Source organism: Dyella sp., assembly GCF_051954575.1.
Lineage (GTDB): Bacteria > Pseudomonadota > Gammaproteobacteria > Xanthomonadales > Rhodanobacteraceae > Dyella_B.
On sequence record NZ_JBQCHP010000157.1, the window covers coordinates 1 to 26,518 of the forward strand.

The window sequence follows — 26,518 nt, forward strand, 5'->3', positions numbered from 1 at the left end:
TTTCGGCGAGGATTTTCTTCCACGCCTTATAGCCGTCCACTTGTTCGTAGCTGTCCATCGACCACGGTTTGTCGAAATGCAGCGTGGTGTAGACGACCTGGTGTTCTTGGGGTGCGGGTCCGACTGCCATGGTTCCCTGCCCTCTCATTTCAAGCCATCGAGAATCTCATCGACCTTTTCGGTCGTGAGACGCTCGTGGTAATGACCATTGACCGTCATCGCCGGCGCATACACGCACGCGGCAATGCATTCTTCTTCCTGCTTGAGGTACACGCGACCGTCCGGCGTGCTTTCGCCAAGCTTGATACCGAGCTTCTTCTCGCAATGGCGCACGAGGTCTTCAGCGCCATTGAGCCAGCAGGAGATGTTGGTGCAGATCGCGACGTTGTTGCGACCGACCGGCTTGGTTTCCAGCATCGAGTAGAAGCTGGCCACTTCGTACGCCCACACCGCCGGTACGTCGATGTACTTGGCGACGGCAGTGATCAGCTCGTCGGTGAGGTAGCCGTGGTTCTGTTCCTGCGCGGCGAACAGTGCCTGGATCAGTGCGGAACGCTTGCGATCCGGCGGGAACTTGCCCAGCCAGTGATCGATGTGATGGCGCGTGTGCTCGTTGAGCACGACGAGCGGATCGACGTGTTTGACCTGCTCGTAATTTCCGGTGGCTTTCATGTGTGCTTATCCTCTTACGCTCAGCGATCGACTTCGCCGAACACGAGGTCATAGGTGCCGATCACCGCCACCGCGTCGGCCAGCATGTAGCCGCGCACGATGGTGTCCATCGACGACAGATGGGCAAAGCCCGGAGCGCGCAGATGCACGCGGAAGGGTTTGTTGGCGCCGTCGGAAACCAGGTAGCAACCGAACTCGCCTTTCGGCGCTTCGACCGCGCAATAGGTTTCGCCGGCCGGTACGCCGTAGCCTTCGGTGAACAGCTTGAAGTGGTGGATCAGCGCTTCCATGTCTTCCTTCATGGCTTCGCGCTTGGGCGGCGCAACCTTGAAGTTTTCCACCATCACCGGGCCCGGATTGGCACGCAACCAGTCGGCGCACTGCTTGATGATGCGGTTGGACTGGCGCATTTCTTCCACGCGCACCAGGTAGCGGTCGTAGCAGTCGCCGTTGACGCCGACCGGGATGTCGAAATCCACGTCGGCATACTTGGCGTAAGGCTGCTTCTTGCGCAGATCCCACGCGATGCCGGAGCCACGCAACATGGCGCCGGTCATGCCCCACTGCTGGGCCAGTTCGGGCGACACCACGCCGATGCCGACGGTACGCTGTTTCCAGATGCGGTTGTCGGTGAGCAGCTCTTCGTATTCGTCGACCTTCTTGGAGAAGTCGGCGGTGAAGGCGTCGAGGTAATCGAGCATCGAACCTTCACGCCACGCGTTCAGGCGCTGCAGATCCTTGCCCTTGTGCCAGGGCGATTCGCGGTACTGCGGCATCTTGCCGGGCAGGTCGCGATAGACGCCACCGGGACGGTAGTACGTGGCGTGCATGCGCGCGCCGGAAACCGCCTCGTAGCAGTCCATCAGCTCTTCGCGCTCGCGGAAGGCGTACAGGAACACCGCCATCGCACCCAGGTCGAGCGCGTTCGAACCCACCCACATCAGGTGATTGAGGATGCGCGTGATCTCGTCGAACATGGTGCGGATGTACTGCGCGCGCTCCGGCGCCTCGATGCCCAGCAGGGTTTCGATCGCGCGCACGTAGGCGTGCTCGTTGCACATCATCGACACGTAGTCGAGACGATCCATGTAGCCGATCGACTGGTTGAACGGCTTGGATTCGGCCAGTTTCTCGGTGCCACGGTGCAGCAGCCCGATGTGCGGATCGGCACGGACGATCGTTTCGCCGTCCATTTCCAGCACCAGGCGCAGCACGCCGTGCGCGGCCGGATGCTGCGGGCCGAAGTTCATCGTGTAGTTGCGGATTTCTTGGCTCGCCATGCTCAATTCTCCCGCCAGTGATCGGCGGCTTCCGCCTTCGCTTGTATCAGGTCGGCGTCATCGCGGATCACGCGCGGCACCAGCACGCGCGGTTCGATCGACACGGGTTCGTAGACCACGCGTTTCTGCTCGGGGTCATAGCGCACTTCCACGTTGCCGATCAGCGGAAAGTCCTTGCGGAACGGATGGCCGACGAAACCGTAGTCGGTGAGGATGCGGCGCAGGTCCGGGTGGCCTTCGTAGATGATGCCGAACAGGTCGAACGCCTCGCGCTCGAACCAGTTCACGCCCGGCCAGATGCCGGTGAGCGAAGGCACGACGGGGAGGTCGTTGTCGTCGCAGAACACACGTACGCGCAGGCGCTGATTGAGTTCGATCGACAGCAGGTGGAACACCGACGCATAGCGCTTGGGCATCGACACGTCGCGCGGACGATCCTGCCAGGCGAAGCGGCCGATCGCCTCGCCTTCCACGCCGCGCGAGAAGCCGTTGCCGGAGACGTCGGTGGTGTCCCATTCGGTCTGGCCGTAGCCCAGGTAATCCACGCCGCACAGGTCGACCAGCTCGCTGAAGCGGAAGCCCGGCTCGTCGCGCAGCGAGGTCGCCACCGACAGCAGGTGCGCGGCATCGACCTCAGCCGTGGTCTGGCCGTTGGCCACGGTGATTTTCAGCAGATCGCCGAATCGCGCGGCAAGCCGCTCGACCAGCGAGTTAGTTTGCGTATCGCTCATGACTGACTGCGCCTTTTAGGAACGCGCGATGGTGCTGGTACGACGAATCTTCTTCTGCAATTGCAGGATGCCGTGGATCAACGCCTCGGCCGTGGGCGGGCAGCCCGGCACGTAGATGTCCACCGGCACGATGCGATCGCAGCCACGCACAACCGAATAGGAATAGTGGTAATAGCCGCCACCGTTGGCGCAGCTGCCCATGGAAATGACCCACTTCGGGTCGGGCATCTGGTCATACACCTTGCGCAAGGCGGGGGCCATCTTGTTGACCAGGGTGCCGGCCACGATCATCACGTCGGACTGGCGCGGACTCGGGCGGAACACCACGCCGTAGCGGTCCAAGTCCAGGCGCGCGGCGCCGGCATGCATCATCTCCACCGCGCAGCAGGCGAGACCGAAGGTCATCGGCCACATCGAGCCGGTGCGCGCCCAGTTCATCAGGGCGTCGACCGAGGTAGTGGCGAAACCACGCTGGATGATGGGATTGTCGCCAGCCGGACGCAGGATGTCGTCCACCAGGTTCAACGGCTGCGGGTTGTGCATCACCCGATCGATGGAGGAGATCACTCCCATTCCAGTGCTCCCTTCTTCCACACATAGGCAAAACCGACCACCAGCAACAGCAGGAACAGCGCCATTTCAATCAGCGCCACGATGCCGATGTGCTGGAACACCACCGCCCACGGAAACAGGAAGGCGATTTCCAGATCGAAAATGATGAAAAGGATGGCGAGGAGGTAATAGCGCACGTCGAACTGCATGCGCGCATCCTCGAAGGCCTCGAAGCCGCACTCGTACGGCGAAAGCTTCTCCGATTCCGGACGGCGGGGACCGGCCAAGAGGCCGATGACGATAAGTACGATGCCCAGTCCGCCGGCAACCACCAGGAACAGGAGCACGGGCCAGTATTCGGCAAGCACGGTTTAACTTACCTCCGCACCACATGAGTGCATCAGCGGCCGTCGGGGCGAACGGTCCGGGAGTTCAAATCAGCGGGCTGTCCGGCTCTGTGGGATGCAGATGCAGGCGCTCGAATCCTCGGGACAAGCCCCAGGGATCGCGACATTGTATCAGTGGGCATGGGTGCGCCGACAAGCCTTGTGTGGCGCAGCATGGGATATTTCTTGCAACTTAAGTTGTCCATCGCCGGCTCGGTCAAGCGCGCCTGCACGGACACGCGGCCTCCCCTGCACGCAGCCGTCCGCGCGTGCAGCGAAAGCTACCCGCTGGATGGATTACATCGTTTGCGTCGCGCGCTCGGAGTTGAGCACGCCGGCCAGCAGGGCTTCGATACGCCCGCGCGCCGCCTCGCCATCGGAAGAATCGTTGAATTGCACACCGATGCCCGCCGTGCGGTTGCCCTGCGCGCCGATCGGGGTGATCCACACCACCTTGCCGGCCACCGACAGGCGCTCGCTTTCGTCGATCAGGCTGATCAGCAGCACCACTTCATCGCCCAGCGAATAACGCTGCGCAGTGGGTGCGAACAGGCCGCCATGCTTCAGGAACGGCATATACGCGTTATAGAGCGAAGCCGTGTCCTTGAATTTCAGCGAGATGATGCCCTGGCGGGCGGCGACCGGGTTCATGTGCAACGGCATCGGCGAATGGCGGAGGTACATCCTAACCACGCCACCGGGCGGGTGCAAAGGCGCGGTAAGCCAAAGTGAGAGCTGCGTGCGCTAGCCGCGCTCCAGCCCGGCGGCGGGGGCAGGCGTCGCCTCCCACCAGCCCCAATGGTCGAAGATCCAGGGCGAGGGCCAGTCCAGGTGCAGCTTGGCGAAGACCGGCCCCGGCCCTACCTGGTCCAGTCGCGCGCCATCCTCCACCCATGGCGCTTCCGTCCAGGGCCACTCCCGGGCGCCGGCGGGCGTCGCCACCAGCAGGCGCAACCAGCGCCGCAGCAGCACGGGCGGGCGCCACGGCAATCGGCCATCGCCGGCATGGCCGTCGACCTGCATGTAGCGCTCGGGGCTTAGCGCCAGCCGCCGCATGCGCCCGCCGCTCAAGGCCATCTGCGTGCGGTGCGCCTCGATCGCCAGCAGCTTGCGCTGCCGTTGCTCTTCGGGGGCATCGATCGACAGCGCATAGGCAGACGGATCGGCGGCACCATGCACCGAATAGGCAAGCAGCATGGGCGCCGGGTGCAGCCCGACCAGCGCGAGCCGGCACAGCACATGCGCGGCGCCATGGTCGGGATGGCTGTCGCGCAGCGCCGGGCCACAAACGAGATTGGGCTGGAACACGTCCAGCACCGAACGTATCGCGGCGATCGAACCGGCGAGATCGTCATGCAAACGACGCGTCACTTCCATGTCGCGCCAACTGAGCGGCTGTAGCGCCGAGGGCGACACGCCCAACTTTTCCAGCGCATACATCGCCTCGTCGCGACGCTTGGCGCCCCAGCGCCGGCGCGCGACATCGTCCAGGACCAAGCGTCGTTCGAGATAGCGCTGCGGCCACGGATTGTTGTCGCCATCGGTCAGCAGCAGCACGCGTACTGCACCACCCGCCGCCAGCACGTGCTGCAACAGCACGCCGCAACCCAGCGTTTCGTCATCCGGATGCGGCGCGATCACCAGCAGGCGTGTCTGCGCGGAAACCGACAACATCAGCGCCAGCGCCCTAGCAACTCCAGCAGCAGCAGGTCGCCGCGCAATGGGCCGCGCAGCGCTTCGCGCGTGCGATTGGCAGCGTGATACCACGCCATCAGGTCTTCGCTGTCCAGCGTGCTGGAAAGCGGCGTCGATTGCGCAGTGACGCGCGCGCGCATTTCATCGGCCACCGCCTGTGCAGCGAACCACAGGCGCTGCTCGGGCGCATCGTCCAGCCAGCGCTTGCCCATGGCGATCGCATCGCCGCGGCCGGAGGCCAGCGCGGCAAGATCCTTGCGCACATCCTGCCGCTGCGCGAGCGCGCCCTGCTCCGCCCAGATGCGCGCAAGACCGGGATTGCCACCCGCCGCGTCCAAGGCCGCCTGCGGATCGCGCACGCCGACTTCCTGCAACCAGGCCAGCGCCTCGTCGTGTTTGGGCAGTTGGAAATCGATGCGCTGGCAGCGGCTGCGAATGGTCGCCGGCATGCGCCACGGCGCGTCCGCCACCAGGATCAGCATGGTTTGCGTGGCGGGTTCTTCCAGCGTTTTCAGCAAGGCGTTTGCCGCCGCCGTGTTCATCGCATCGGCCGGATCGATGCTGGCGATCTGCCAGCCGCCGAACTGGCTGGCGGTGGCCAGGCGCGCGGACAATTCGCGAATCTGGTCCACCACGATGTCCTGACGCTGCACGCCGTCCTTGCGCAAGCCAAAACTCAAGGCCACGTAATCGGGATGCGTACCGGCGTCGAACAACAGGCAGCTGCGACAGGCGCCGCAGGCATCGCCATTATCGGGATGCTGGCAGAGCAGTCCGCGCACGAAGCGACGCAGGAAATCGCGCTTGCCCAGACCTTGCGGACCGCACAGCAGCAAGGCATGCGGCAAGGCATTGCGCTGGCGGCGCGCCTGCAAGCGCGACCAAAGCTCGACATGCCAGGACGGAATGCTCATCGACTTGCCTCGAACAAATGATCCGTGGCCGCGATCGCCGCCTGCAGCACCTGTTCCGGCGACAGGCTGGCATCGATCACGCGGAAACGCTGCGGCTCGGCCTGCGCACGTTCGCGATAGGCAAGACGCACGCGTTCGAAAAACGCATCCGCTTCCACTTCGATCCGATCGGCCGCGCCACGCCCTGCAGCGCGCGCGCGTCCGGTCGACACCGGCAGATCGAGCAGCAGGGTGAGATCGGGCGTCACGCCGACGCAGGCCCAGCGCTCCAAGTCGGCGATGCGTTCGACCGGCTGGCCGCGTCCGCCACCCTGGTAGGCATAACTGGCATCCACGTAGCGATCGCACAGCACCCACTGCCCTGCTTCCAGCGCAGGTTGAATGCGTTCGCGCACCAGTTGCGCGCGCGAGGCGAACATCAGCAGCAATTCGCTTTCCGCGCTGATCGCCGGATGCGCCGGATCGAGCACGATCGAACGGATCGCCTCGCCCAACGCAGTACCACCGGGTTCGCGCACTTGCACCAGTTGCACGCCACGTTGCAGCAGGTGCGCATGCAGGCCCGCAAGCAAGGTGCTCTTGCCCGCACCCTCGCCACCTTCCAGGGAAATGAAACGTCCGCGCGCGTTCATCGGCAGCGCTTCAGCTGATAGCAGGCCACGTTGCGGTTCTGCTCGTCCAAGGTGCTGGCGAACGCGTGCGTGCCGTCGCCGCGCGCGACGAAATACAGCTCCTCACCTTGCGCGGGATGCAATGCCGCTTCGATCGCCGGCTTGCCCGGCATGGCGATCGGCGTGGGCGGCAGGCCGGGGCGTGTATAGGTGTTGTACGGCGTATCGGTGGTCAGATCGCTTTTATGGATATTGCCCGCGTAGCTGGCGCCCATGCCGTAGATCACGGTGGGATCGGTCTGCAGCAGCATGTTCTTTTCCAGACGGCGAATGAAGACGCCGGCGATGCGCGGACGCTCATCGGCGCGGCCGGTTTCCTTCTCGACGATCGAGGCCAGGATCAGCGCTTCATACGGCGAGTTCAGTGGCAGCTTCGGATCGCGCTGCGCCCAGAGCGTCGCCAGCGTCTTGTCCATCGCCTCGTGCGCGCGGCGCAATACGTCCAAGTCGCTGTCGCCTTTTACATAGGCGTAGGTTTCCGGCAGAAAACGCCCTTCGGGTTTTTCGCCGGGCGCGCCGATCTTCTGCATGATGGTGGCGTCATCGAGGCCGGCGGTTTCGTGCTTCAGCTTGTCGGCCTTGTTCAGCGCCTGCAGCACGTCGCGGAAGGTCCAGCCGTCGACGATGGTGACATCGCGATGCATCACCTTGCCCTGCGCCATATGCGTCAGCAGTTCCTGCGGCGTGATGCCCGGCGTGATGGCGTATTCGCCCGCATGCAGCCTGCCTGCCACGTGCATCTTCTCGGCCAGCAAGCGCCAGTAGAAAGGCGTGGAAGTGGTGAGACCTTGCGAGCGCAACTGGTGCACGATGTCCTTGAAGCTGGTGCCGCGTTCGATATCCACGCTTTCGCCGGTGACGCTGACGCGCAGCGGCGCCACGGCAAAGCGGGTGAAGTCGTGCCAGAACCAACCGGCGGCGCCGACGAAGGCCAGCACCAGGATCAACAACAGCAGACGCCACGCCACGCGCCCCCGTGATGTACCGCTTCGACTCATGCCTGCTCCACTGGGGATGATCTGTTCCATTTTACGTGGGCGTCACCGTTACTGTCTGTTCGCAGGCCACAGGCCCCTCGGCGAAGGCAGACTGGCCGTCTGTCAAACCGAGGGGCCGAAGGGGTGCGGACAGACAGTAACGGCCCGAAGGGTGATGCGCAGAAAGCTCGTAGGCTGCGCCGCGCGTCTTGAGAAGACGGCCAGTCTTAGCTGCGCCACGCAACACACCCTACGAGCTTTCTGCATCATGCCGCCTACGTAAAATGGAACAGATCATCCCTAAAAACCCAACTTGCGCCAATGCTGCTGCATGGCACGCACGACCGGACCGGGAGCGTACACGGTATCGCCCACGGCCTGAACGGGCAGGATGCCGCGAACGCTGGAACTGAGAAAGAGCTCCGAAGCGTTCAAGACCTCGCCAAGCGGCAGGTCCCGCACCTGACATTCGGGAAACGCGTCCAGCAGGGCCGCCCTGGCCACCCCGGCAACACCGCAACGGTCCACCGACGGCGTGACCGGCACGCCATCGATCACCGCGAACAGATTGGCGGCGGTGGCAGAAATGACATGGCCATGGCGATCGCAGACCAGGCCCTCACCGATGGCCGGGTCGTTCCACTCGGCGCGCGCGAGGACTTGCTCCAGGCGGTTGAGGTGCTTGATGCCGGCCAGCAAGGGCTGATCGGCCAGGCTAGTCTGGCAGCGGTACACACGCACGCCATCGACGTAGAGCGCGGTGGACAAGGCTGGCGAAGGAAACGCCGCGACGATACGCGTCGGCGCAACCGTAAGCGGCGGCGCATAACCACGCTCGCCTACGCCGCGCGTCAAGGTGATGCGCAGGACGAAACGCGATTGTCCGGCGCCGACCTGCTGTGCTTCTTGCCACAGCAATTCCGTATCTGGAGCCGGCAGATGCAAGCGTTCGCATCCTATCGCCAGGCGTTGCATATGCCGGGGCCACAACGGCGCCTGGCCGGCTTCGAAGCGAATCGTCTCGAACAGGCCGTCGCCGTAGCTCAACCCGCGATCGAGCGCGTTGACGCTATCGCTGAGCTGGCCGTTGACCAGCATCATCAGCCGGCCACACCCAAGGCGCGCAGCATGCCACGCGCCTTGGCGCGGGTTTCGTCCAGTTCTTTCGCCGCGTCGGAATCGGCCACGATGCCGGCGCCGGCGCGCAGGCTCACTTCGCAACCGTGCAAGGTCAGCGTGCGGATAAGAATGTTCAGATCCAGATCGCCATGGCGATCGAGGTAACCCAGCGCACCGGTGTAGGCACCGCGCGGCGCGTCTTCCAGCGCCGCGATGATGTCCATGCAACGCACTTTCGGGCAACCGGTGATGGTGCCGCCCGGAAACGTCGCCGCAATCACCTGCCCTGGCGTAACTCCGTCGCGCAAACGGCCACGCACGTTGGAGACGATGTGATGCACGTGCGCGTAGCTTTCCACCACCATCAACTCATTCACTTCCACCGTGCCGGGCTTGCACACGCGGCCCAGATCGTTGCGTTCCAGATCGATCAGCATCACGTGCTCGGCGCGCTCCTTGGGATGCGCGGTGAGCTCGCGGATGCGCGCTACCTCGTCATCGCCCGCAAGGCGCGGCCGCGTGCCGGCGATGGGGCGCGTCTGCGCCATGCCGCGACGCACTTCGACCAGGCGTTCAGGCGATGAGCTGATCACCGCCCATGCCTGCTGCTGCAGCAGGCCGGCGAACGGTGCGGGATTCGCACGGCGCAACGCGGCATACAGGCTGGCGGCCGACGGTGCCTGATCGAAGCGTGCGCGCCACGCGCGCGAAAGATTCGCCTGGAACACGTCGCCGGCATGCAGGTGTTCGTGGATGCGCGCCACGCCATCGAGGAAATGCGCCGGCGCGTCCTCTTCGATCGATGCGGGTGTCGCGAGCGGCTCGATCGTCGGCGTGATGGCCAGGTCGGCCGCCATGATGTCGAGCAGTGCATCGTGTCCCGCTTCGGCAAGCAGGATGGTGCGCTCGTGCAGATGGTCGACGATGATCGCGGCCGGACAGCGCAGCGCCAGCGCCACCGGCAAGATATCCGAACGTTGCAGATGCAGCGTGGGCTCGATTTCCGCGGCCAATTCGTAGGCGAGCAGGATCACCCAGCCGCCATGGAACGGCAGTCCGTCATCCGCATCCGGCGGCAGGCGTTCCGCGCGCCAGGCGCTGTCGAGCGCGTCAAGAAAGCGGCCTTGATGTACCCGCCCATCGGGCTCGTGCACCAGGCCATCGGAGGCCAGCGTCAGCGTGGACTGGGGAAAGGCGAACAGGATGTCGTAGCGCGCATGTGCGCTTGTGCGCGTCACGCTTTCCAGCAGCGCGGGATAGCGTTCTGGAAATGCAGCGGCCGGCGCGAGTAGATCGCGCCGGCCGTCCAATGTGCGGGTGGTGCAATTGCCGGTGGCCAATGCCGCAAACGCTCCGTTACGTTTCAGCCGCCATTCCCGCGAAAGCGGGAATCCATCACTACCATGCACCGAAGCGACATGGATTCCTGCCTTCGCGGGAATGACGATCGGTGAAGTGCCTTGGCCTAGGTCCGCCGGAACGCCAACGTACCGTTGGTACCGCCAAACCCGAACGAGTTGGAGATCGCGATATCGATCTTCGCCTCGCGCGCGGTGTTGGGCACGAAATCCAGATCGCAGCCTTCGCCCGGTTCGTCCAGGTTGATGGTTGGCGGCAGCACCTGGTCGCGCATGGCGAGGATGGTGAAGATCGCCTCCACGCCGCCGGCAGCACCCAGCAGGTGGCCAGTGGTGGACTTGGTCGAGCTCATCGCCAGCTTGTAGGCGTGATCGCCGAACACGGTCTTGGCCGCCATCACTTCGCCCAGGTCGCCCAACGGCGTGGACGTGCCGTGCGCGTTGATGTACTGCACCTCGGTGGGATTGATGCGGCCGTCGCGCAAGGCGGCGTCCATGCAGCGCGCCGCGCCTTCGCCGCCCTCGCTGGGAGCGGTCATGTGGTACGCGTCGCCGCTCATGCCGAAGCCGACCAGCTCGGCATAGATCTTCGCGCCGCGCGCCTTGGCGTGTTCGTATTCTTCCAGCACCAGCACGCCGGCGCCGTCGGACAGCACGAAACCGTCGCGATCCTTGTCCCACGGACGGCTGGCCTTGGTCGGCTCGTCGTTGCGGGTGGACATGGCCTTGGCCGAGCAGAAGCCCGCCATCGCCGTGCCGGTGGTGGCGAATTCGGCGCCGCCGGCGACCATGACGTCGGCATCGCCGTACTGGATCATGCGCGCGGCCAGGCCGATGTTGTGGGTGGCGGTGGTGCAGGCGGTGACGCAGGCGATGTTCGGGCCCTTCAGGCCAAACATGATCGACAGGTTGCCCGACACCATGTTGATGATCGAGCTGGGCACGAAGAACGGCGACACGCGACGCGGGCCCTTTTCGTGCAATTCGATCGAGGTGTCCTCGATGGTGTTGAGTCCGCCGATGCCGGCGCCGATCGCCACGCCGATGCGCGGCGCGTTGGCATCCGTCACTTCCAACCCGGAATCGCGCAGGGCCTGGGTGCCCGCGGCGATACCGTAGTGGATGAACGGATCCATCTTCTTCACATCCTTCGGCGGCATCCATTGCGTGGGATCGAAGTCGCGCACCTGGCCGGCGATGCGCGTGGCATAGGCCGTCGCGTCGAAATGCGTAACCTGGCCGATGCCGCTGACGCCCTTGAGGATGTTGTTCCAGGCGGTGGCAATGTCGTTGCCGACCGGCGAGATGATGCCCATGCCGGTCACTACCACACGTCGTTTGCTCATGGATCGAGTTCCTAGCTGGTTCGGGAAAGGTCAGCCGCGAGGCATGCTTCCCTTGATGTTGCGACGCGCCGACCCAGCACACCATACGGGATCGGACGTTGCAAATTGCAGAAACGAAAACTGCGCCGAGATGGCGCAGCTTCCGAAATCACTACGAGGAGACATGGGACGCGTATGCCCCGCCCCGCCACGCGGATCAGCTTTCCTTGGTGTGGGCCTTGATGTAATCGATGGCCTGCTGCACGGTGGTGATCTTCTCGGCATCCTCGTCGGGAATTTCGGTTTCGAATTCCTCTTCGAGCGCCATTACCAGTTCGACCGTGTCCAGCGAATCCGCGCCCAGATCGTCCACGAACGAAGCGTTCTGGGTGACCTCGTCTTCCTTCACGCCAAGCTGCTCGACGACGATTTTCTTGACGCGCTCTTCGATGGTGCTCATGTTGCCTTTGCCTCCCAAGGGGAAATTAGTCCGTCTGCCGGGTTTCCCCCGGCAAAGTCTGCGGCATTGTAGTGGCTAAGCCGCGAAGCCGCCAATTATGCCAGGAATACAAGCCGCCGGGGTTTGGCGACGCTAAAGATGCCGATTGTCACCCAAAACGGGCGCCGTGACGACTTCCGCTCGCGCCGGCGCCCGACTGCCGGGTTTCAAACGCAAGACCTTGTGCTTGCCAGGCCTATTTCAAGTCCGCCGCCATGGCGGACAAGCTCCTTACGGCATGTACATGCCGCCGTTCACGTGCAAGGTCTCGCCGGTGATATAGGCCGCCGCGGGCGACGCCAGGAAACCCACCGCCTTGGCGATGTCGCCCGCTTCGCCAAAGCGGCCCAGCGCGATCTGGCCCAGCAGCGCCTGCTTGGATTCCTCCGGCAGGCCGCGGGTCATGTCGGTATCGATGAAGCCCGGCGCCACCACGTTGACGGTGATGCCGCGCGAACCGATTTCGCGCGCCAGCGATTTGGAGAACGCGATGATGCCGGCCTTCGCCGCGGCGTAATTGGCCTGGCCCGGATTGCCGGTAAGGCCGATCACCGAAGCGATCGAAATGATGCGGCCCTTGCGCGCCTTCATCATGCTGCGCATTACCGCCTTGGACAGGCGATAGACCGAAGTGAGATTGGTATCGAGAATCGCCTGCCAGTCTTCGTCGCGCATGCGCATCAACAGTTGGTCGCGCGTGATGCCGGCGTTGTTGACCAGGATCGATACCGCACCGTGCTGCTTGGTGATGTCCTCGATCAAGGCATCCACCGATGCCGCATCGGTCACGTTGAGCACGCGCCCCTGTCCACCGTGCGGCGCAAGCCGTTCGCCGATGGCCGCGGCGCCCGCTTCGCTGGTGGCGGTGCCGATGACGGTGGCGCCCATGGCGGCCAATTCATCGGCGATCGCCGCGCCGATGCCGCGGCTGGCGCCGGTGACGAGGGCGATTTCACCTTGCAGAGTGCTCATTGTTCAGTGTCCTTCAAGCAGCGTTCGAAGATGGAATGATTCAGGCCCACTCGCCGCGTGCGGCGTCGAGTTCGGCCGGCGTACCGATGGCGCGCGCCTCGACGCTTTTGTCGATGCGCTTGATCAAGCCGGCCAGCACCTTGCCAGGGCCGCATTCGGCCAGGCGCGTGGCACCGCCGGCAACCAGCGCCTGCACGCATCCGGTCCAGCGTACCGGCAGATACAACTGGCGCTGCAGGGCGCCGCGAATGTCTTCCAGCGTGTCGTAGGCACGTGCTTCAGCGTTCTGTATCACGGGGATGTCCGGCAACTGCCATGCAATGGAGGCCATGCGCTCGCCCAGCTTGTCAGCTGCCTCGCGCATCAGCGCGGTATGCGATGGCACCGAAACGGCCAACTTCACCGCTTTCTTGACGCCTTGCTCGGCGAGCTTCGCCAACGCGCGGTCCACCGCATCGGCGTGGCCGGCGATCACCAATTGGCCCGGCGAGTTGTAGTTGGCCGGCGCTACCACCTGGCCTTGCGCCACTTCCTCGCACACGGCAGCGATCAACGCATCGTCACCGCCGAGAATGGCGGCCATCGCGCCCACTCCGGCCGGCACCGCCGCCTGCATCAGGCAGCCACGTTCGGCGACCAGCGCCGCGGCATCGTGCAGCGACAACGCGCCGGCGCACACCAGCGCGCTGTATTCGCCCAGGCTGTGTCCGGACAGTTGCGCCGGCTGCGCGCCGCCGAGTTTCTGCCATACGCGCCACACGGCCACGCTGGCCGCGAGCAGCGCCGGCTGCGTGTTTTCGGTGCGATTGAGCTGATCTTCCGGACCGTGCTGGCTGAGTTCCCACAGATCGATGCCCGCACCGTGCGAAGCTTCATCGAAGGTGGCTTTCACCTCAGCGTGGGCGGCGGCCAGTTCGGCGAGCATGCCGACCGATTGCGAACCCTGGCCGGGAAAGACAAAGGCGAGTGACGCGGTGTGCTGACTCATTGCGTGAAAAGGGGTTGGCGAAACCGCACATGGTGCCAGCAACGCGCGCCGTGCGCAGCCGTATTCCGCGAAGAAGATCCTAACTTGCTGAAAGCCCTTCTTTTTTGCGGCAACCCACGCACGGCTTCGCGCTCGAAAGATCGGCAACGCCAACCCTCGATTTTTTGTAAAGCCTCAGTAACGCAACAGCGCGGAGGCCCACGTAAAGCCGCCGCCGAACGCTTCCAGCAACAGGTTCTGCCCGCGCTTCACCTTGCCCGAGCGAACCGCGAAATCCAGCGCCAGCGGCACCGAGCCGGCGGAGGTGTTGGCGTGCTTGTCGACGGTGACGATCACCTGCTCCATCGACATGTTCAGGCGCTTGGCCGTGGCTTCGATGATGCGCAGGTTGGCTTGGTGCGGAATCAGCCAGTCCAGTTGCGAGGCTTCCATGCCGCCGGCCTTGAGCGTTTCCTCGACCAGCGAATCGAGCGTCTTCACCGCCACCTTGAACACTTCGCGGCCGGCCATGCGGATGCGCACGCCGTGGTTGGGCTCGTCGTCCTTGAAGCCGACGGAGACACCGACCGGATTCCACAACAGTTCCTTGTGGCTGCCATCGGCATGCAGGCAGGTGGCGTAGATGCCCGGTTCGCTGGAAGCTTCAAGCACCACCGCGCCGGCGCCGTCGCCGAACAGCACGCAGGTTTCGCGTTCTTCCCAGCGCACCATGCGCGTCAGCGTTTCGGCGCCGATCACCAGCACCTTCTTCGACTGGCCGCTGCGAATGAACTTGTCGGCAATGCCCAGTGCGTAGACGAAACCGGAGCAGGCCGCATTCACGTCGAACGCCGCGCAACCGTTGGCGCCGAGGCGATGCTGCACCAGACAGGCGGTGGACGGAAAAATGATGTCGGGCGTGGTGGTGCCGAGCACGATCAGATCGAGCTCCGACGCCTTGACGCCGGCCGCGTCGAGCGCGCGCTGCGCCGCCAGCGTGGCCAGATCACCCGTGGTTTCGCCCTCGGCAGCGATGTGACGCTGGCGGATGCCAGTGCGTTCGCGGATCCATTCATCGCTGGTGTCGACGAACTTCTCGAGATCGGCATTGGTAAGGACACGCTCCGGCAAGGCGCTGCCGGTGCCGACGATGCGGGCGTAGATCTGGGTCATTGAATATCCATCAGCGGGAAAGGCGCCTGCTGCCATGGAGGGCTAACGCAGACACCAAGACCGCAACGTTACGTTGCCGTGACGGCGCGTTCAATAGCCGCCGCGGCCTCATATCGCAAGAACGCAAAGCGGCGCGTCGCCGCGCCGCCTGCCTGACGAAACCGGAAGGTTCCGCGTGATCAGTCTTCGTCGACCACCGCAACCTGGGTGTCGATGACCTTCTTGCCGCGATAGTAGCCATCGGCCGTCACGTGGTGACGACGATGCACTTCGCCGCTGGTCGGGTCGGTGCCCAGCTGTACGGTGCTCAGCTTGTCGTGCGAGCGACGCATGCCGCGGGTGGACGGGGTCTTGCGGCTCTTTTGAACGGCCATGATGGTTTCTCCAGCTCAATCATTTGTTCTTGAGTTCGCGCAACACCGCGAACGGGTTATCGGGACGCTCTTGGGCGGGAATGTCTTCCACCGGCGGGCGTGTCACTTCTTCGGGCAGTGCGCTGTCCGGATTGACCGGCACCAGCGGCAGCGCCAACAACAGTTCGTCCTCGATCACGTCGACCGGGCTCAGCTTGTCGTCCTCGGCGACCAGCAGCGGCTCGCAGCCTGGCGGAAGCGCGGCTTCCTCCCGCTCGGAACGGATCAGGCCCAGGCGACTTTCCACCGTGATGGGCATGACGAATGCTTCGAGCGTGCGCTGACAGACCAGCCACAAGGGCGCCTGGACGCGTACATCGACATAGGCAGTGCCGAACTCGTCCCGACCGAAGTCGAGCTGGTATTGGGCCGAACCTGCGTCATCCGCCAGCGCCTCGCACAGGCGGGGCATTGCGGCGATGGGCAGTGACCCCTGAAACGAACGCCGCGCGGAAACCATGCGCCAAGCGTCCACGGACTCTGGCAGTGTCGCGGACATAACCGGGAAATAGTATGTTTCCCGGGAGGTTAAGTCAACCGCGCAGCCCATCACAAAGCGCTGGCGGCGGCTTTGCCTGAACCGGGCGCATGCGGCAGACTGCTCACCGTCTCGAGCCTTAAGCCGACTTCTCCTTTGGACACCTATCTTACGCTCGGCCTGGCCGCCTTGATCGTTCTGCTGCTGGTCGCCGTGGCTGGCGCCCTGTTTTTGCGGCGCATGAGCCGGCGCACCGCTAGCTTGAAGCGCCTGCTGGAGCTGGCCGACCGGGTGGAGGCGGATCTCAAAGCCTGCCGGGTCAAGCTCAAGCAGGCCCATGCGGTGATGTCCATGAACCCCGACCTGCCCGCCGCCAGCGAGCAGGAGGCGGCCCATGCCGTCGACGCTGGCCTGCGCGCCCTGCTGCAGCAGCGCATCTGGATCCGCGACCACGCCCCCACCGCCAGCCAGGGCGAATTGGATACCGCCGTGCAGGCAATGGACCAGACCAAGCAACGACTGCGTCCGCTGCTGGACGCGCTGGGCGAGGCGCAGAACGACCTGGACGCCGCCATGCGCGAGCACATCCGCCAGGACTCCCATTGATGGGCGTGCCGCGGCGGCTGGTGCTCGGCTCCACCTCCCGTTACCGCGCCGAACTGCTGGGCCGGCTCGGCCTCGTGTTCGAGCAGCGGGCACCCGGCACCCTCGAAACCGAGCTGGCGGACGAGGCCCCGGCGGCGCGTGCGATGCGGCTGGCCGTGGCCAAATCCATCGACGCCGGCGCAGGGCTGGCCGACGCGCTGATAATTGGTTCCGACCAGGTCGCCGAACTCGATGGCGCGCTGCTGGAAAAGCCCGGCTCCATCGAACGCGCCTGCGCGCAGCTCGACGCCTGCTCCGGTCGTGCGGTGTCTTTCCACACAGCGCTGTGCGTGTTCGACGCGCGCAGCGGGCAACGCCATACCCATCTCGATCTCACCCGCGTGCATTTCCGTTCCCTGCAGCCGGATGAAATCCGCCGCTACGTCGAGCGCGAACAGCCGCTTGATTGCGCCGGCAGCTTCAAGTGCGAAGGCCTTGGCATCAGCTTGTTCGAGCGCATCGATACCGGCGATCCCACGGCGTTGATCGGGCTGCCGCTGATTGCATTGGCAAGACTGCTGCGCGAAGCAGGCCTGAGCATTCCGTGATGTCCCCGCATCAAATATCGTCCAACGCATTGATGTAATCGCGCCAAGCCACGCACTCATCCGGCGCGCCTTGATGCACGACAGGCGCGACCCGCCCGCGATAGAACGCAATACGCTTGCGCCCCCCATACAGGCTCAAGCGCCGCACCGGCGTCAGCGCATCGATGCGCCCGCACAACGACGCCATCCACGCATCGCGTTCGTTGCCACGCGCTGCAAACTCATCGACCACCAGCAATACCGGCGCGCCAGCATGATCGCGACGCAAGGCGGTCTCATCCATGCCCCACAACGCCACCTGCGGCGCACGTCCGTATTTCATGTTGAGCGGGTGATCGAGCGTATAGATCGGACGCGTGCCGTCGAACTGGAAGTCGAGTTCCGCCGCCATCATGAAGTTGTCGGCAACCAGCAAGGCCGGCTGCGCGGTGAGCTGGGCCTTGGCGATATCGGCGCTTTCCTTCCAGCCAACAAACGCCATTGGCACGACGCGGGCCATGCCCGGCCACTGCCCGATATGCGGATACAACGCGCACAATCCCACCAACTGCACCATCAGCGCGAGCGCCGCGCCGCAGGTCGCCAGCACACGCCATACGCGCACGCCATCGATTCGACGCAACAGTGCAGGCAAGGCCGCCAGCAAGGGCAGATAACCCGGCAGCGGCCAATGCAATCGGAAGCGCTGGTTGTCGGCGAACAATCCCGCGGCGAAGTACACGACGATAAACGTCAACGACAGCACGGCGACCACATCCCACGGACCATGCGCACGCTGGCGCCAGCTTTGCCACGCTGCCCATAGCAGGCAGATGTAGAGCAATGGCGTGCAAGTGATCGCCTGCTCCAACGGCTGCGCCAATGCGTCAACATGAAAACGCCACGGATTGCGTTCGATCAACTGGAACGCGATGCCCGCACCGTGCTGCTGCCAATTGGAAATCAGCAGCGGCACCAGTCCCAACGCGGCAATCGCCATCGCCAACCAGAAACCGGGACGCCGCCATTGCAAACGACCGCGCGGTGTAAGCAGTAGCAACAACATGCCAGCGAGCATGAACATCGCGGCGCGGTAATGGCTCATCCAGCAACACGCGAGCGAGATGCCGAGCAGCAGCCAATCGCGCCCACGGTTTTCATCCATGGCGCGCAGCAACGCGAACATGGCCACCGCACCGGCAACGGTCAGCGGCACATCCGGCATTGCCATCACGCCCAGGCTGCCGGCCAACGGCAGGCACAGGCACAGCAGCCCGGCCTGCCAGCCGGTACGCGCATCGAAAGCGCGGCGGCCGAACCCGACCAGCAACCACGGCAGCGCGCTGCCCAGCACCAGGAACGGCCAGCGCATGCCGAACAAGCCGTGCCCCGCCAACCGTTCTCCCAGCCAGATCAACCACGCGGTGAGCGGCGGCAGGTCGCTGTAGCCCCAGGCCGGATGGCGGCTTTCCTGCCAATAAAACGCTTCGTCGCCGAACGGCTGCACGGTGAGGACCAGCGCCAGTTTCACCGCCAGCAGGCACAGGAATGCTGTGACGAAAGCCGCTCGCCAGCGCGCAAGGCTGGCGACTACACTGGCATCGCCCTCCCCATCTGTCCTCGGCTTCCAGGAATCCATGTCAGCCATCACTCCGCTTCGTGATGAAAACCTGCAAAAGCGTCTCCATGCCGCCATTGCCCAGGTCAACAAGGTGCTGCTCGGCAAGGCGCGTCAGGTCAAGCTGGCCTTTACCTGCCTGATCGCAGGCGGCCATCTGCTGCTTGAAGACGTACCCGGTGTCGGCAAGACCACGCTGGCGCATGCGCTGGCGGCGAGTTTCGCGCTGGATTTCCAGCGCGTGCAGTTCACCAGCGACCTGCTGCCGTCGGACATTATCGGGGTCAGCATGTACGAGCGCGAGACCGGCCAGTTCCGTTTTCATCCCGGTCCGGTATTCGCCGGCTTGTTGCTGGCCGACGAGATCAATCGGGCCACGCCGAAAACGCAAAGCGCGCTGCTGGAAGCAATGGCCGAACGGCAGGTCACCGTGGACGGCCAAACGCATACCCTGCCCGATCCGTTCTTCGTGGTCGCCACGCAGAATCCGCTGGATCTGGCCGGCACCTTTCCGCTGCCCGATTCGCAACTGGACCGCTTCATGCTGCGCGTGTCGCTCGACTACCCCGACGCCAGCGCGGAGCGCGAGTTGCTGATCGGCACTGATCGACGCGACCTGCTCACGCACCTCACGCCGCAACTGGAAGCGGCAAGCCTGATCGCGTTGAACCAGCAGACGCGCAGCATCACCGCCAGTCCGGCATTACTTGATTATCTGCAGGCCTTGCTGGCAGCCAGCCGCCGGCATCCGGACATCCGCGTGGGGCTGTCGCCGCGCGCCGGTCTTTCCCTGCTGGCCGCAGCGCGCGCCTGGGCCATGCTCAGCGATCGCGGCCACGTGTTGCCGGAAGATCTGCAAGCGCTGTTCGTGCCGCTCGCCGCGCATCGCCTGGTGGCGGCGCGCGGCGCAAGTGGCGACACCCTGGCGCGCACGCTGTTGAGTGAAGTCGCGGTCGACTGACATCCATGTCGCTGAGAACGCAGTGGCAACGCCTGCAGCTATGGGCCGAACGGCGGTTGCCGGCGCTCACGCGCCATCGTCGCCAGGAAGAACTGCCGATCGAACTGCATCGGCGGCGCATCTACATCGTGCCCACCGGTTTCGGTATCGCATTCACCCTGCTGTTGCTGGTGATGATGGTCGGCAGCCTGAACTATTCGAACAACGCCGGCTTGATGCTCACTTGCCTGCTTGGCGCCGCCACCTCGATCAGCATGCTGGTGGCGTTTCGCACCTTGAATGGCCTGCGCATTCGCGGCATCCGCGCCGGCCATGCAGTGGCTGGACAACCGATCGATGTCACCTTCGACTTCGAAGCCAGGCGTCTGCGCCAGGCGGTGCAGCTGGATATCGGCGAAGTCACGCAGGCGTTCGACGTCAACGGCCGTACCGACGTCACGGTGAGCATGCCCACGGAATACCGCGGCTGGCTGGCGTTGCCGCGCTTGCGCGTATGGACGACCTGGCCGATGGGCTTGTTCCGCGCATGGAGCTGGGTCAATCCTCACTACGCCGTGCTGGTGTGGCCGCGACCGGAAACTGCCGGGCCAGGCCCGACCCTGCCGCTGGAAGACCATCGCCGCCAGCGCCTGCATCGCGGTGAAGACCTCGCCTCGCTGCGCGACTACCGCAGCGGCGATTCCATGCGCCATATCGCCTGGAAAGCCAGCGCGCGCCACGAGAACTTGCTGGTGAAGGATTACGAGCAGCCCGAGGCGATGCGCGAATGGCGCCTGGATTGGCGCCATCTGCGCGGCCTGGATAACGAAGCGCGCATCGCCCGGCTCGCCCGCTGGCTGGGCGAAGCGCTGGCGCAAGGACGGCAATGGAGCCTGTGGCTGCCTGGCGAAGCGATCGGCATCGGCGGCGGGCCTGCGCATTACGCGCGGTGCATGAGCGCACTGGCGCTGCTGCCATGATCGGCTTCTGGCGAAGAGCGCATACGCATCTGCGCATCAGCGAGCGCACGTTCGATCTGCTCTGCCTTACTGCCGCGTTCGTGCTGGCCGTGCATGCGGATCATCTCCCGGTCCTGTTGACCAGCTCGCTCTTCGTGGCGCTCGGCCTGCGCTGGTGGCAGCGGAAGTATCGTCCCGGCCGCGTGCCGGCGTGGTTGAAAGTGCCGATGCTGGTGATCCTGGTCGGCGCGGTGGTACTCGACTACGGCAACCTGTTCGGACGCGAACCAGGCTCGGCGCTCGCCGCGGGCCTATTGGTACTGAAACTCAGCGAAAGCGAAGCGCCGCGTGATGCGCGCGTGGCCGCCGCGTTTGCCTGCTTCCTGTTGATGGCTGCATTGCTGTTCGGGCAAAGCATGGTCGCCACCTTCGTGGTCGCGCTCGGCCTGCTGCCCGCCTTGACTACCTGGCGCTCGCTGGAACCCACGCAGGCATCCCCCAGCCTGCCGCGCCAATTGCTGCCCGCCTTCGGCCTGCTGGCCGCATCGCTGCCGTTGGCGCTGACGGCGTTCGTATTGGTGCCGCGACTCACCACACCGCTGTGGGGTGCGTCGAACCAGCAAACGGCGAAAACCGGGCTCAGCGATCACATGTCGCCCAGCGATTTCACCGAACTGCTTACCGACGACAGCGCCGCCATGCGCGTAAGCTTCGACGGTCCGCCGCCGGAGCAAGGACAGCGTTATTTCCGCGCCTTCGTCATGTGGGATTACGACGGCAAGGATTGGAAGCGGGTCGATCGCCCCCCGACCACCATTCCGATCGAGGCCCACGCCACCATCGATTACCGCATCAGCCTGGAGCCCACGCACCAGCACGTACTGCCTACGCTGGACGTTCCACTAGGCGCGCCGGACGGTGCGCAACCGCGCGCCGATGGCGAAGTGTTCGCCGACAAGCCGGTCGATGAGGTGCGGGATTACACGCTGAGTTCCGCCGTGCGCTATCGCTTTGAACCCAGCCTCGATATCGCCACGCGCATGCGCGCCTTGCAACTGCCCGAGGGCTTCGATCCGCGCACGCACGCACTCGCCGCGCAATGGCGGCAGGTATACGGCCATAACGACGGACGCATCGTGCAGGCCGCCTTGAACCTATTCCACGACGGCGGTTTCAGCTACACCTTGCTGCCCGCGCCGCTGGGACGCGATGCGATCGACGATTTCCTGTTCAACACGCGCGAAGGTTTTTGCGAGCACTACTCGTCGGCGTTCACCGTGCTGATGCGCGCCGCCGGCATTCCCGCGCGCGTGGTCACCGGTTTCCAGGGCGGCTTCTGGAACAAGCTCGGCCAATACCTGCTGGTGCGCAATGCCGATGCGCATGCCTGGAGCGAAGTGTGGCTGGAAGGCCGCGGCTGGGTGCGCGTGGACCCCACCGGCGCGGTGCGCCCGCAACGCATCACGCAGGGCGCCGCCAGCGCCGCCGGCGGCCAGCTGCCCTGGTACCAGTCGGGCATGCTCGAATCGATGCGTAACCAATGGGACATCGTCAACCGATGGTGGAACCAGAGCGTTATCGGTTTCGACGCACTACGCCAGCACGGACTGCTGACGCCGTTCGGTATCCGCGACGTCGACACCGGCATGCTGATGAAGCTGCTGACGGCCAGCGTGGCGGTGTTCGGTGCCGCCGGTTTGTGCTGGGCGTTGTGGCGTCGACCGGAAAGCGACCCGGCCCTCGCGGCCATGCGTGCACTGGAACGCAAGCTCGCCCACGCAGGGGTCGTGCGCCGCCGCAGTGAAGGGCCGCAGCATTACCTTCGCCGCGCCGCCCGCGCGCTGCCCGGCCAACGTGCGGAACTGGACCATTTGATGAGGTGCTATATCGAGCTGCGCTACGCCACTGTCGAACCCACCATTGAATCCCTGCGCAGCTTCAGGCAGGCGGTACGGAATTTCCAACCGCGCCGCGTGGTCTAAGCCAGCCGCAACGATGTAGCATGCATCCGCCCAAGATGGAGAAACACCTCATGTCTCCCCTGTATCGAATTCTCAGCCTCGCAGCACTCTCCACCCTGTTGGCCGCGTGCGCCACGGTGCCGCAGCCGCTGCAGGGCAACTTCGCCCCGATCACCACCTCCAGCGTGCAGCAAGGCAGCACCGCCGACGGCACGCAGGTGCGTTGGGGTGGCGACATCATCAGCACCGAGCCGGGCCAGCAGTCCACTTGCTTCTACGTAATGGCCCGTCCGCTCGATAGCCAGGCCCGCCCGATCAGCGACAACAGCAACGCCAACACGCAGGGCCGCTTTGTCGCCTGCCGCGACGGCTTCTATGATCCGGAAGTGTTCAAGCCCGGCCGCGAAATCACCGTCACGGGCACCGTGCAAGGCGTCGTGAAACGCAAGGTCGGCGATTACGACTATGCCTACCCGCGTGTCGAAGCCAACGTGGTGTACCTGTGGCCGAAGCGCCCAGTGGTAGTGGGCTATCCCTATGGCCCCGGCTGGTATGACCCGTTCTGGGGCCCCTACTGGGGTCCGGGTTGGGGCTGGGGTGGTTGGGGCCCATATTGGGGCGGCTGGTACGCGCCGCCGCCGGTGATCGTGGTGCGCCACCGCTGATCGATCGTTCAATGAAAACGCCGGCCTCGGGCCGGCGTTTTTTATGTGTGCGTGCTGTGATTCAACCCGGCGGCCAGTGCATGCGCCGACCGGCCAGCAGGTGCACATGCAGGTGAAACACCGTCTGGCCACCGTGCTCGTTGCAGTTGATGACGGCGCGATAGCCATCCTTGTCCAGGCCCTCGCGCTTGGCGTAGGCAGCGGCGGCGAGTATCAGCTTGCCAATCAATTCCGCATCGGCAGGCGTGGCGTCGTTCAAGGTGGCAAGCGCGCGCTTGGGCACAAATAACACGTGCACCGGCGCCTGCGGGTTGAGGTCCTTGAACGCCAGTACGTCGTCGTCTTCATAGACGATGTCGGCGGGAATCTCGCGCCGGATGATCTTGCCGAAGATGGTGTCAGCCATGCGTGCTGCTCCGTCAGTAATGAAAGCCATTCAATCCACGGATTGCCGGCTGCCGAAGGCATGCGCCAGCGTGCCGCGATCCACGTATTCCAGTTCGCCGCCCAGCGGCACGCCGTGCGCCAGCCGCGTGGGACGAATGCCGGCGGCGCGCGCGAGCTGGGCCAGGTAGTGCGCCGTGGCCTCGCCTTCCACCGTGGGGTTGGTCGCCAGGATCAGCTCTTCCACTTCGCCTTCGGCCAGGCGTTCGCTGAGCAAGCCCAGGCCCAATTCTTCCGGACCCAATCCATCCAGTGGAGACAGCCGACCCATCAATACGAAGTACTGGCCGCGATAACCGGTGGCCTGTTCGATCGCGGCCAGATCGGTCGGCGATTCCACCACGCACAGCACGTGCCGGTCGCGGCTGCTGCTGGCGCAGATCGCGCACACCGGCGTTTCGCTGAAGTTGCGGCAGCGCGTGCAATGGCCGATCTTCTGCATCGCCTGCTGCATGACCGCGGCCAGCTTCATGCCACGTTCGCGCTCGCGTTCCAGCAGATGGAACGCCATGCGCTGCGCGCTCTTGCCGCCGACGCCGGGCAGGCAGCGCAGCGCTTCGATAAGTTCGTTGAGTAGAGGCGAGCTGCTCATGGGCTTTTACTCCCTCTGCCCAAAGGGAAGAGGGAGTGCACGATCAGAACGGCATCTTGAACCCGGGCGGCAGGTTCATGCCGGCGGTGAGGCCGCCCAGCTTGTTCTTGCTCGCTTCGGCCACCTTGTTCACCGCATCGTTGATCGCGGCGGCGACCAGGTCTTCGGCCATTTCCGGATCATCGGCAAACAGTTTGCGATCGATCTGCACGCGGCGCACTTCATGCGCGCCCGTCATCAACACGCTAACCAGGCCGCCACCGGCGCTGCCGGTCACTTCCAGCTTGGCGATTTCTTCCTGCGCGCGCTTCATGTCTTCCTGCATGCGCTGCGCCTGCTGCATCAGCTGGCCAAGTTGTCCTCTCATGACATGTACTCCGAAAAATCAGGAATTGATGGGTTTGATGGATTGCGGCACCACGCGCGCGCCGAATTCGCGCTTCAGCGCCTGCACCAGCGGATCGCCTTCGATCGACGCTTCGGCCGCCGACTGCGCCGCGCTGCGCGCCTCGGCCGCGCGGGCCGCCGGCGTATGTGCGGCGCCGTGGCTGTCCTCAACGAAACAAAGGCGGATCGGTTCGCCCAGCGTTTCGCTCAGGCGGTCGGCGATCTGGCTGACGATCGGCTCCACCGCCAGATGCATGTGCGTGGGCTGCAGCGCCAGCACCAGCGTCTGCCCTTCCCGCCCACGCAAGGCGGAGTTCTGCGCCAGCTGACCAAGCGGGCCGCGCAGTTCGGCTCGCTGGATCAGCGCTTCCCAATCGGGCAAGCCGCCGGGCGTGGTCATGCGTGGCGCCGGCGGCGCAACCGCGGCAGCCGGAGGGGTCGCATACGGTGCGGGCGCGGGCCGCGCAGCCGGGGCCGGTGCGGCGGCAGGAGCGGACGAAGCAGCGACCGGACGCGGTGGTGCGGCGGCACGCTGGCCACCGCCGGAGGCTACAGGCGCCGCATCGTCGCCGGGGCGGAACGCCAGCATGCGCAGCAAGGCCATCTCGAAGCCGGTGCGGGTATCGGGCGCCAGCGCCAGGTCGCGGCGGCCGCTGGTGGCGATCTGGTAATAGAGCTGCACGTCCTCAGGCGCCATGCGCTCGGCCAGGCCGGCGAGCGCCGGATCGTCGCCCTCGTTCGGATCCGGGCGATAACCAGGCACCAGTTGCACCAGCTGGATACGATGCAGCGCGGCGGCAAGATCATCCAGCACGCTGCCGAAATCCGGCGAATACGAGGCGATGCGCGCGCATTCGGCCATCAAGGTCTGTCCGTCCCCCGCCGCCAGTGCATCGAGCAGGCCAAGCACCTGGCCACGCTCGACGCTGCCCAGCATGGCGCGCACCTCGTCCGCCTTCAGCGAACCGCCGCCATAGGCGATGGCCTGGTCCAGCAGCGACAGGCCATCGCGCAATGAACCATCCGCCGCGCGTGCCAGTTCGACGAGGGCCGGATCTTCGTATTCGATGTGCTCGGCGCCGAGGATATGGCGCATCTGCCCGGCGATCTGATCCGGCAGCAGGCGCTTCAAGTTGAAACGCAGGCAGCGCGAGAGCACCGTCACCGGCAGCTTCTGCGGATCGGTGGTAGCGAGCAGGAACTTCACGTGCGGCGGCGGCTCTTCCAAGGTTTTCAACAAGGCGTTGAAAGCCGGCTTGGAAAGCATGTGCACTTCGTCCACCAGGTAGACCTTGAAGCGCCCGCGCGCCGGCGCGTACTGCGCGTTCTCGATCACCTCGCGCACGTCATCCACACCGGTGTTGCTGGCCGCGTCGATTTCCAAGAGATCCACGAAGCGGCCGGCGTCGACCGCCGCGCACACCGCGCACTCGCCACAGGGATCGGCCGATTCGCCACGCTCGCAGTTCAGCGACTTGGCGAAGATGCGCGCGATGGTGGTCTTGCCGACGCCGCGCGTACCGGTGAAGAGATAGGCATGATGCATGCGCCCGCTGTCGAGCGCGTTGGTGAGCGCACGTACGACATGCTCCTGACCG

Annotated in this window: 30 protein-coding genes; 6 read left to right on the plus strand and 24 right to left on the minus strand. The window is 64.9% G+C overall.

Annotation, left to right across the window (positions count from 1 at the left end):
* Positions 1 to 144 precede the first annotated feature (144 nt).
* The 19 genes from nuoE to ACTHNE_RS19135 form a co-directional block, all read right to left on the minus strand.
* Entirely contained in the window at positions 145 to 672 is a 528-nt protein-coding gene (nuoE, locus tag ACTHNE_RS19045) for an NADH-quinone oxidoreductase subunit NuoE (protein ID WP_440270042.1), read from the minus strand.
* Positions 673 to 692: 20 nt separating this feature from the next.
* Positions 693 to 1,952 (minus strand): NADH-quinone oxidoreductase subunit D, encoded by a 1,260-nt coding sequence (locus tag ACTHNE_RS19050; RefSeq protein WP_440270043.1) that lies wholly within the window; start codon positions 1,950 to 1,952, stop codon positions 693 to 695.
* 2 nt (positions 1,953 to 1,954) lie between these two features.
* Positions 1,955 to 2,683: an NADH-quinone oxidoreductase subunit C gene (locus ACTHNE_RS19055; protein WP_440270044.1), complete on the minus strand. Its 729-nt coding sequence runs from the start codon at positions 2,681 to 2,683 to the stop codon at positions 1,955 to 1,957.
* A 15-nt stretch (positions 2,684 to 2,698) separates the two neighbouring features.
* On the minus strand, positions 2,699 to 3,256 hold the full coding sequence (locus ACTHNE_RS19060; protein ID WP_440270045.1) for a NuoB/complex I 20 kDa subunit family protein: 558 nt from the start codon (positions 3,254 to 3,256) through the stop codon (positions 2,699 to 2,701).
* Complete coding sequence (locus tag ACTHNE_RS19065; protein ID WP_440270046.1) at positions 3,247 to 3,603, minus strand: NADH-quinone oxidoreductase subunit A; 357 nt, start codon at positions 3,601 to 3,603, stop codon at positions 3,247 to 3,249. Before ACTHNE_RS19065 ends, ACTHNE_RS19060 begins: the two co-directional genes overlap by 10 nt.
* 315 nt (positions 3,604 to 3,918) lie before the next feature.
* Positions 3,919 to 4,272, minus strand: a complete 354-nt coding sequence (locus tag ACTHNE_RS19070; protein WP_380017148.1) for a PilZ domain-containing protein — start codon at positions 4,270 to 4,272, stop codon at positions 3,919 to 3,921.
* 93 nt (positions 4,273 to 4,365) lie between these two features.
* Positions 4,366 to 5,295, minus strand: coding sequence for a PIG-L deacetylase family protein (locus ACTHNE_RS19075; RefSeq protein ID WP_440270047.1), 930 nt, complete (start codon positions 5,293 to 5,295; stop codon positions 4,366 to 4,368).
* A complete protein-coding gene (holB, locus tag ACTHNE_RS19080; protein ID WP_324939135.1) occupies positions 5,295 to 6,230 on the minus strand; it encodes a DNA polymerase III subunit delta' in 936 nt (311 codons plus the stop codon). Before holB ends, ACTHNE_RS19075 begins: the two co-directional genes overlap by 1 nt.
* On the minus strand, positions 6,227 to 6,862 hold the full coding sequence (tmk, locus tag ACTHNE_RS19085; RefSeq protein WP_324939138.1) for a dTMP kinase: 636 nt from the start codon (positions 6,860 to 6,862) through the stop codon (positions 6,227 to 6,229). The genes holB and tmk overlap by 4 nt, the downstream gene beginning before the upstream one ends.
* Positions 6,859 to 7,899, minus strand: coding sequence for an endolytic transglycosylase MltG (gene mltG, locus ACTHNE_RS19090; RefSeq protein ID WP_324939141.1), 1,041 nt, complete (start codon positions 7,897 to 7,899; stop codon positions 6,859 to 6,861). Before mltG ends, tmk begins: the two co-directional genes overlap by 4 nt.
* A 279-nt stretch (positions 7,900 to 8,178) precedes the next feature.
* A complete protein-coding gene (gene pabC, locus ACTHNE_RS19095; protein ID WP_324939144.1) occupies positions 8,179 to 8,979 on the minus strand; it encodes an aminodeoxychorismate lyase in 801 nt (266 codons plus the stop codon).
* On the minus strand, positions 8,979 to 10,337 hold the full coding sequence (locus tag ACTHNE_RS19100) for an aminodeoxychorismate synthase component I (protein WP_440270048.1): 1,359 nt from the start codon (positions 10,335 to 10,337) through the stop codon (positions 8,979 to 8,981). The genes pabC and ACTHNE_RS19100 overlap by 1 nt, the downstream gene beginning before the upstream one ends.
* A 125-nt stretch (positions 10,338 to 10,462) precedes the next feature.
* Positions 10,463 to 11,701 (minus strand): beta-ketoacyl-ACP synthase II, encoded by a 1,239-nt coding sequence (gene fabF / locus ACTHNE_RS19105; RefSeq protein WP_324939147.1) that lies wholly within the window; start codon positions 11,699 to 11,701, stop codon positions 10,463 to 10,465.
* Positions 11,702 to 11,897: 196 nt separating this feature from the next.
* Positions 11,898 to 12,140 carry an acyl carrier protein gene (gene acpP, locus ACTHNE_RS19110; RefSeq protein ID WP_324939151.1) on the minus strand — a complete coding sequence of 81 codons (243 nt, stop codon included), beginning with the start codon at positions 12,138 to 12,140 and terminating at the stop codon, positions 11,898 to 11,900.
* A 270-nt stretch (positions 12,141 to 12,410) separates the two neighbouring features.
* Positions 12,411 to 13,151, minus strand: coding sequence for a 3-oxoacyl-ACP reductase FabG (gene fabG / locus ACTHNE_RS19115; protein WP_440270049.1), 741 nt, complete (start codon positions 13,149 to 13,151; stop codon positions 12,411 to 12,413).
* Between the two features lie 40 nt (positions 13,152 to 13,191).
* Positions 13,192 to 14,139, minus strand: a complete 948-nt coding sequence (gene fabD / locus ACTHNE_RS19120) for an ACP S-malonyltransferase (protein WP_324939157.1) — start codon at positions 14,137 to 14,139, stop codon at positions 13,192 to 13,194.
* 174 nt (positions 14,140 to 14,313) lie between these two features.
* Positions 14,314 to 15,291 (minus strand): beta-ketoacyl-ACP synthase III, encoded by a 978-nt coding sequence (locus ACTHNE_RS19125; protein WP_440270050.1) that lies wholly within the window; start codon positions 15,289 to 15,291, stop codon positions 14,314 to 14,316.
* 179 nt (positions 15,292 to 15,470) lie between these two features.
* Entirely contained in the window at positions 15,471 to 15,665 is a 195-nt protein-coding gene (rpmF, locus tag ACTHNE_RS19130) for a 50S ribosomal protein L32 (RefSeq protein WP_324939164.1), read from the minus strand.
* 19 nt (positions 15,666 to 15,684) lie between these two features.
* Positions 15,685 to 16,203, minus strand: a complete 519-nt coding sequence (locus tag ACTHNE_RS19135) for a YceD family protein (RefSeq protein ID WP_414649706.1) — start codon at positions 16,201 to 16,203, stop codon at positions 15,685 to 15,687.
* 135 nt (positions 16,204 to 16,338) lie between these two features.
* On the opposite strand from ACTHNE_RS19135, the gene ACTHNE_RS19140 reads away from it, so the two are divergent.
* Together ACTHNE_RS19140 and ACTHNE_RS19145 are read left to right on the plus strand one after the other, a co-directional pair.
* Complete coding sequence (locus ACTHNE_RS19140) at positions 16,339 to 16,788, plus strand: hypothetical protein (RefSeq protein WP_440270051.1); 450 nt, start codon at positions 16,339 to 16,341, stop codon at positions 16,786 to 16,788.
* Positions 16,788 to 17,375, plus strand: coding sequence for a Maf family protein (locus tag ACTHNE_RS19145; RefSeq protein WP_324939174.1), 588 nt, complete (start codon positions 16,788 to 16,790; stop codon positions 17,373 to 17,375). Before ACTHNE_RS19140 ends, ACTHNE_RS19145 begins: the two co-directional genes overlap by 1 nt.
* A gap of 10 nt (positions 17,376 to 17,385) precedes the next feature.
* On the opposite strand, the gene ACTHNE_RS19150 is transcribed toward ACTHNE_RS19145, so the two are convergent.
* Positions 17,386 to 18,993 (minus strand): ArnT family glycosyltransferase, encoded by a 1,608-nt coding sequence (locus ACTHNE_RS19150; protein ID WP_324939177.1) that lies wholly within the window; start codon positions 18,991 to 18,993, stop codon positions 17,386 to 17,388.
* Here ACTHNE_RS19150 and ACTHNE_RS19155 point away from each other — a divergent pair.
* Genes ACTHNE_RS19155 through ACTHNE_RS19170 form a run of 4 tightly spaced genes read left to right on the plus strand, consistent with a single transcriptional unit; the run spans position 18,992 to position 23,497 of the window.
* Positions 18,992 to 19,933 carry an AAA family ATPase gene (locus ACTHNE_RS19155; protein ID WP_324939180.1) on the plus strand — a complete coding sequence of 314 codons (942 nt, stop codon included), beginning with the start codon at positions 18,992 to 18,994 and terminating at the stop codon, positions 19,931 to 19,933. The genes ACTHNE_RS19150 and ACTHNE_RS19155 overlap by 2 nt on opposite strands.
* A gap of 11 nt (positions 19,934 to 19,944) precedes the next feature.
* A complete protein-coding gene (locus tag ACTHNE_RS19160; protein WP_324939203.1) occupies positions 19,945 to 20,892 on the plus strand; it encodes a DUF58 domain-containing protein in 948 nt (315 codons plus the stop codon).
* Positions 20,889 to 22,853, plus strand: a complete 1,965-nt coding sequence (locus ACTHNE_RS19165; RefSeq protein ID WP_440270052.1) for a transglutaminase TgpA family protein — start codon at positions 20,889 to 20,891, stop codon at positions 22,851 to 22,853. The genes ACTHNE_RS19160 and ACTHNE_RS19165 overlap by 4 nt, the downstream gene beginning before the upstream one ends.
* Before the next feature lie 50 nt (positions 22,854 to 22,903).
* A complete protein-coding gene (locus ACTHNE_RS19170; RefSeq protein WP_324939186.1) occupies positions 22,904 to 23,497 on the plus strand; it encodes a Slp family lipoprotein in 594 nt (197 codons plus the stop codon).
* Positions 23,498 to 23,558: 61 nt separating this feature from the next.
* On the opposite strand, the gene ACTHNE_RS19175 is transcribed toward ACTHNE_RS19170, so the two are convergent.
* The 4 genes from ACTHNE_RS19175 to dnaX form a co-directional block, all read right to left on the minus strand.
* Positions 23,559 to 23,903 (minus strand): histidine triad nucleotide-binding protein, encoded by a 345-nt coding sequence (locus ACTHNE_RS19175; protein ID WP_324939190.1) that lies wholly within the window; start codon positions 23,901 to 23,903, stop codon positions 23,559 to 23,561.
* 30 nt (positions 23,904 to 23,933) lie between these two features.
* A complete protein-coding gene (gene recR, locus ACTHNE_RS19180; RefSeq protein WP_324939193.1) occupies positions 23,934 to 24,533 on the minus strand; it encodes a recombination mediator RecR in 600 nt (199 codons plus the stop codon).
* A 43-nt stretch (positions 24,534 to 24,576) separates the two neighbouring features.
* Positions 24,577 to 24,900 (minus strand): YbaB/EbfC family nucleoid-associated protein, encoded by a 324-nt coding sequence (locus ACTHNE_RS19185; protein WP_192674920.1) that lies wholly within the window; start codon positions 24,898 to 24,900, stop codon positions 24,577 to 24,579.
* Positions 24,901 to 24,918: 18 nt separating this feature from the next.
* Positions 24,919 to 26,518: DNA polymerase III subunit gamma/tau (gene dnaX / locus ACTHNE_RS19190; protein WP_440270053.1), on the minus strand; the 1,600-nt coding region annotated here is incomplete at its 5' end.